Genomic DNA, 4,214 nt, shown 5'->3' on the forward strand with positions numbered 1-4,214 from the left:
AATTTTTATCCGTGTCAATCCGTCTCATCCGTGTAATCCGTGTGCTATTATTGGTAATCTTTGTGCCTTAAGAGCTGAATAGTTACAAAAATTCCCCCTCAACTTTCATTACCCCCTGAACGGTTACAAAAGATGATTGATCTAAACAAGGTAAAACGGTATCCTCTCAAGGAGAGGAAAAGCCAGGTCAGGGTGGCTGATTTTGGTCGGCCTTTTTCTCCGGGAGATGGATTAAGCGCCTTTTTAGACTCTCTTCCCAACATCCTGGCGGCGAAAAATCTGAGACAGGTAGTGGAAGCCATCCATCAAGCCAGGCAGATGGGCAAGCCGGTTATTTTTAGTCTGGGCGGCCATGTGATAAAATGCGGCCTCGGTCCCATCATTTCTGACCTGATCGAACGGGGGATCGTTACCGGTATTGTCCTCAACGGCTCGGGGATTATTCACGACTTCGAGATCGCCCTGGTTGGCGAAACTTCTGAAGATGTGGCTGCCTCTCTTCCTCTGGGAGAATTTGGCATGGCTGAAGAGACCGGCCGACTCATTAATGAGGCCATCGCTAAAGGAGTGTCTAAGGGCTGGGGAGCGGGGAAGAGTGTCTGTGAATTGATCGCCTCACTCAATCCGCCTTATGCCTCTTACAGCCTCTTAAACAGCGCCCATAAACATGGCCGGCCGGTGACGGTTCATCTGACTATTGGCGCCGACATTATTCACCAGCATCCGGAGGCCAATGGCGCTGCCTTGGGAGAAGCCAGCTTTATTGATTTTAAACTCCTGGCCTCTCAGATAACCGGTCTGGATAAAGGAGGCGTCTTTGCCAACTTTGGCTCGGCCGTGGTCATTCCTGAAGTCTTCTTAAAGGCCCTTAACCTGGCCAGAAACCTGGGCTATGAGGTGGCCAATTTTACTACCGTCAATTTTGATATGATTCATCACTATCGACCGTCAGAAAATATTATCAAACGGCCGACTACAGATGGAGGCAAGGGTTATTACCTCGTTGGGCACCACGAACTGATGATCCCGCTTCTGGCCGGCGCGGTCGTGGAACATTGGAGGCAACATAATGGAACAGACAAAAGTTCTCTCAGGCGGCTACAGCGGAAGACAGAAAGAAGTTCGGGATTTAAAGATCACGCCTGAGTTAGAGGTGGTAGAGAATGAATATAGTGACCAGGACTATATGGTGGAGATGAAAACAGAGGAATTTGTTAGCCTATGCCCTAAGACAGGACTCCCGGATTTTGCTACGATCATCATCCAGTATAAGCCTGATCAATATCTGGTCGAACAGAAATCCTTGAAGTTTTATCTGGCCAGGTATAAAGATGTGGGGATATTTCAGGAACATGCGACTAATAAAATATTGGAAGACTTTATCCGGACCACAAAACCAAAGTGGGCCAAAATAACCACAGTCTGGAAGGTCCGAGGTGGGATAGGGACAATAGTAGAACGAGAATATAGTAGAGCGGGGAGCAAAGAGTAAAGCCTTGCTCTCCGCTTCCTGCTCTATGCTCCCCGTATTTTTTGAGCCATTAAAATGATGCCTATCCCCCCCAGAAAGATATTCGGCAGCCAAACCGAGACAGCCGGGTGGATGATGCCTCTCTTGCCCAGCGCCCCGCCGCCGATCAAGAGGAGATAATAGATAAAAATAAGTAAGAGACTGAGGCCAAACCCGATGGCCCGACCTCCCCTTCTGGTCATTAGAGCCAATGGGACTCCAATAAGACTGAAGGCCAGACAGGCAAAGGGGATTGATTTTTTTTGATGCAACTCTACCTGAAGCAAATCAGTATTGAATTTCTTTTCTTGATATTCTTTGATTCGCTGCTGGATCTCTCCGGCCGTCATATCTCGAATCCCTTTAGGGATGTCAGTCGTGTCCAATTTTTTGCTGAGGTCAGCCAGATTGATAGTTTGGCTGTCAAATTTCAAGATATGGTACTTGGTTGGGTCTTGTGGATCAGATTGATGGATGGTGCCGTTTTTTAATCTAAGAATAATGCTTTTATCTTTCCCTGTTTCCCACTGACCGGACCGGGCAATGATGGTTCGATCCGGGTCTCCTTGTTCGTAGATATATATCCCCGAGAAGGTGTGTTTTTTCTGGTTAACTGTATCCACATAGATTTCTCGTTTATCTACGTGCAAGAAGACCCCTTCTTCCAGGCCAATAAAGGGATCACGTTGGGCAATGGAGCGGTAAAGCTTTCGATAGGCATAATTTGATCGGGGAAGGATGGTATCATTAAAGATCATCGTGGCCAGAGAAAGAAAGAGGCCGAAACAAAGGCTTATCCTTATTAGCGGGGTCAAACTCAGGCCGCTGGCGGTAATGGCAGTGATCTCGTTATCTTCAGAGAGACGCCCCCAGGCCATTAGAACACCCATCAAGGTTCCCATCGGGACGGTTACGCCCAGGGTGGCTGGAAGATAATAAAAAAAAAGCAAGCCGATGGAGCTGGCTTCCACTCGTTTGGCAATAAAGAGATCGCTTAAGACAAAGACCTTGTCCAGGAGCAGGATAAAGCTGAAGATAGCTACACCTAAAAGAAAAGGTCGAATGTGTTCAGCTAAAACATACCGGGTAAGGATCTTCATAATACCTCAGGGTGAACAAGCTACCCCTTATTCTTAGCACCACAGATGGGCGAAAGTTCCTGGACGGTTTCACCTTTCCAACCTTTTTCTTTGTATTTCTTCTTTAAGCGCCGCCTCTTCTTTTTTTCTCACCTCTTCAGCCACATCATAGGTAGATTCGTCTCCGGTAAAGAGATCCGACATAGCCAGCTTAAACTTTTCAGGCTGACTGGCCGCCGCCAGCGCCACCTCGTAGGTTATTTTCTTCTCCTCCCGGCATAATCTGACCAGCTCCTGATGGAAGCTCTGCATCCCATGGACACCGCCCTTTTCGATGGCATCAGCTATTTCAGGGATCCTATTATCTTCTAAGAGCTTCCTGACGAGGGCGCTGGCAATCATTACCTCTACAGCCGGGATACGTCCTTCGGCATCAATCCGAGGTAATAGCCGGATAGAAACAATCCCCTGCAGGGTCAGGGAAAGCTGCATCTGAATCTGGTTATGGAGATAAGGCGGGGCGAGATTTATCATTCGTTTGACGGTCTGAGGGGCATCAATAGTATGAAGGGTAGTTAAAACTAAATGGCCTGTCTCAGCCGCTGAGAGGGCAGCCGTCAAAGTCTCGGCATCCCTCATCTCCCCGATAAGGATAACATCAGGGTCTTGACGAACCACATGCCTTAAGGCGTCAGCAAAGGTATTGGTATCTATACCTATTTCACGTTGGTTGATAATACTTTCTTTATCCCGATGAAGATATTCAATCGGGTCTTCCACGGTCATTATATGACATTTGCGGGTAGCATTGATATGGTCAACCATAGCGGCCAGCGTAGTCGATTTGCCGCAGCCAGTGGGGCCAACCACCATAACCAGCCCCCTTTGGTGCTCGGCAAGTTTTTTAAGCACCGGAGGAAGATGTAGTTCGGCAAAACCCGGAACTTGAAAGGGAATCATCCGCAAGACAAGTCCAATTGATCCCCGCTGCATAAAGATATTGGCCCTGAATCGCCCCAGACCTGAAACACTATAAGCCATATCGAGTTCATGGTGCTCTTCAAACCGATGCCGTTGAATCTCATTCATCATAGAAAAGGCCAATTCCGAAGTCTGAGATGAAGTCAATCTTCCTGACCGCCAGTCCTTCATTAAGGTTAACTCACCGTCTATTCTAAGAATAGGGACACTCCCCGTCTTCAAATGAATATCCGAAGCCCCTGCTTCAACCATTTTTTCTAACAGATCAGTAATGTACATAATTAGTCCCTTCCTTTAATGTTTTCTATCTCTTTGGTGGCTTTATGCCTTGGCGGCTGACATTTTTAGAATATCACAATTTATGTTCTTTGTCAAGGTCTTAGGCATAAAAAAAGCGGGACGGTTCACTTTAGTGTGAGAGCTTGCGTCTAAAAGATGAAGTGATTTGTAGCAAAATTGCAGTTAAATTTAACCAAGAGCAGATAGCGACAGGAAATTTTCGGGTGTTATTTGGTTAGGGGGACATGGGGGACGGTGGTGTAGAAAGCAAAAAAACATTTGACACATCAAATACCAGAATGTATAATTGAACTATGCCAAGGAAACCTAAGATTAGATGCTCCCGGAGTTTTACATCATGTGAT

The 4,214-nt window shown here is 46.8% G+C and carries 4 protein-coding genes; 2 read left to right on the forward strand and 2 right to left on the reverse strand.

Annotation, left to right across the window (positions count from 1 at the left end):
- The first annotated feature begins 132 nt into the window (after positions 1–132).
- Both AB1797_13395 and queF read left to right on the forward strand, forming a co-directional pair.
- Positions 133–1,146, forward strand: a complete 1,014-nt coding sequence (locus AB1797_13395; protein MEW5768581.1) for a hypothetical protein — start codon at positions 133–135, stop codon at positions 1,144–1,146.
- A complete protein-coding gene (queF, locus tag AB1797_13400; GenBank protein MEW5768582.1) occupies positions 1,070–1,492 on the forward strand; it encodes a preQ(1) synthase in 423 nt (140 codons plus the stop codon). Before AB1797_13395 ends, queF begins: the two co-directional genes overlap by 77 nt.
- A 23-nt stretch (positions 1,493–1,515) precedes the next feature.
- On the opposite strand, the gene AB1797_13405 is transcribed toward queF, so the two are convergent.
- Positions 1,516–2,610: an LptF/LptG family permease gene (locus AB1797_13405; GenBank protein MEW5768583.1), complete on the reverse strand. Its 1,095-nt coding sequence runs from the start codon at positions 2,608–2,610 to the stop codon at positions 1,516–1,518.
- A 69-nt stretch (positions 2,611–2,679) separates the two neighbouring features.
- Complete coding sequence (locus AB1797_13410; GenBank protein MEW5768584.1) at positions 2,680–3,849, reverse strand: PilT/PilU family type 4a pilus ATPase; 1,170 nt, start codon at positions 3,847–3,849, stop codon at positions 2,680–2,682.
- Between the last annotated feature and the right edge of the window lie 365 nt (positions 3,850–4,214).

It is taken from the genome of bacterium, assembly GCA_040753085.1.
In the GTDB taxonomy this organism is placed as follows: domain Bacteria; phylum UBA9089; class JASEGY01; order JASEGY01; family JASEGY01; genus JASEGY01.